Here is a 1,999-nt window from a genome sequence, read left to right as displayed (position 1 = left end):
GGCCTGGACGCTCATCGCCAGCATCCGAATGCTCACGAGGCGCATCGCAAGATATTGGATCTATTGCTGAACTTTTGAATCAGGCTCTAAGTACGCCCTCGATGAGGAGCAAGCGCAGTAGGTACGACGCCTATAATGAAGCACCATATGTAGTGCGGCTCGACCAGAATGTAGGTTCGCGCCTCTCACCAGATTGTCGCGCCACGACATAGAATTGGATGCCTGTCTATTTTTTGACGGAACTCACGACACCCTCCAATCGCCGAGGAGCCGAGAGTGTGTGCTTCGGCCAGCACCATTGCGTTTCGATGACATAGCTTACGCCAAGACATGATGGCTCGCCTTGGCACGCCGCTTCGCAGGCATTCAGCGTAATGTTGCGCAGGCCGTCGGGCAGGACATCGCTCCCGGTGAAATCAAACCCCGGCAGGCGCGTCATTGCTTCTGGCGAAACCAACTCCGGTTGGGCCACAGATGCAGAAGCCGATTTAGCACAGCCAACGATCGTGTCGTGGAGTTTGCTATCAGGCACGTCCATCTCGAAGCCAAAAAAGACTGACGCACCAGGGATCATCATACGAGCGCCAACACTTCGAGCGGATGCGAAGCGGGCCAGGTCGGCGGGACCGAGCGAAAACTCGGCCGCGCCGAAGCGAGCCGTTGGTCTCGGCACCTCGTTCCAAGCGGGTGTGAAATCTTCCCCGTCAGCAACAAGCGTCAGCTTGTGCTCATTTGCCGCCACCTGCGCCAAGTCGGGGGGTTGCAGGTAGGCTACAAATCCCATGCTTCCGTTTGAACAAGCGGCCACAATTTTGTTTTCGCCCCAGAAGCTCTGCTGCCAGAGCAGAAGGTAGTAGTTTCCATCTACATTTTTGTATTCGGCACTCTGATCATATATGTGTTCATTGACTGCCCTCATCTCCTTTAGTTTATCGTGATCTATCCAGTGAATGTCCTCCGGGAATGTCTGAGACATTACGGAAAAAAACGCTGGGTCGACACGAACCTCTTGGAGATAATCGGATACGTCGGCAGCGAGTAGTTGCGAGACAGAGACTGCCTCATCTGGGCTGATCTCGGTATCACCGCGAAATGAGAATTGGTGGACGCCAATTCGGCTAGCTGGATCAAGATAGCGGTACGTCGCACCCAGGTAGATGAGAACGCAGGCGCTCGCGCAATCGCCCGGTTCAGCCAATGGCTCTCCTCTGGTTCCGACTGTCGACGTTATCGTGAGAGGGAGCATGGTTGGCAGCGAGTTCAGCAATCGGCCGAGTTTAAGAGCCTCGCTCACGGAACCGCCCGGAGAGCTGATCGTCACGTGAAGACTTGTGCCCGGGTGGTCGATATCGAGCGTGCGGATGGCGTTCCAAACCTTCTCAGCATCGCCATTCTCAACGGGTCCAGACAGATAGACACTATTGCTCACGCCTAACGGCCCGAGGCTGAGGGATTTCTCGACCGATACATCGAGGGCGTAGGCTGGCATAGTGACAGCGGCCCCGAGCGCTGCGAGAACTGGAACAATGACTCTAAGCATGCATCTACCCCGTGGTCGCNGGATTTCTCGACCGATACATCGAGGGCGTAGGCTGGCATAGTGACAGCGGCCCCGAGCGCTGCGAGAACTGGAACAATGACTCTAAGCATGCATCTACCCCGTGGTCGCACCGGGGATGTCCCGAAGTTTGTTGAACTTCGGCGAACGACGTTGCCGGGGTTGAAGGTTACGCGGCCCTGGAAACGGAGGCAACGGGCTTTTCAGCAAGGCGCTGCTGATGGGCAAGAAGGGCGGCCCTGAGGATCGGCAATTGCTTGTGAGCCTTGAGCCTGCGAAAGCCCTTGGCCGCCTCCATCATGCCGGCGGCGATCCATCTGAGGGCCATCTTGCCGTCCCGCCACCGTTTGACGTTGCGGGTGACGCGCCGGATCGTTCCCATCATGTTCTCGGCGATGTTGGTGCAGGCCAGTGACCGGCGAAGCTCCGTGGGCAGCTTTA

General features: G+C 57.0%; 1 protein-coding gene and 1 pseudogene. Both read right to left on the bottom strand.

Features of this window, described 5'->3' with window-relative positions; genetic code table 11:
• Positions 1–226: 226 nt before the first annotated feature.
• Entirely contained in the window at positions 227–1,540 is a 1,314-nt protein-coding gene (locus VQ044_RS24920; protein WP_327650339.1) for an ATP-dependent Clp protease proteolytic subunit, read from the bottom strand.
• A 187-nt stretch (positions 1,541–1,727) separates the two neighbouring features.
• Positions 1,728–1,999 (bottom strand): annotated as a pseudogene (locus VQ044_RS24915) (IS256 family transposase); the annotation flags it as partial.

It is taken from the genome of Aurantimonas sp. C2-5-R2 (assembly GCF_036549495.1).
Taxonomy (GTDB): Bacteria; Pseudomonadota; Alphaproteobacteria; order Rhizobiales; family Rhizobiaceae; genus Aurantimonas; species Aurantimonas coralicida_A.
This window is presented reverse-complemented; position numbering and strand designations above follow the sequence as displayed.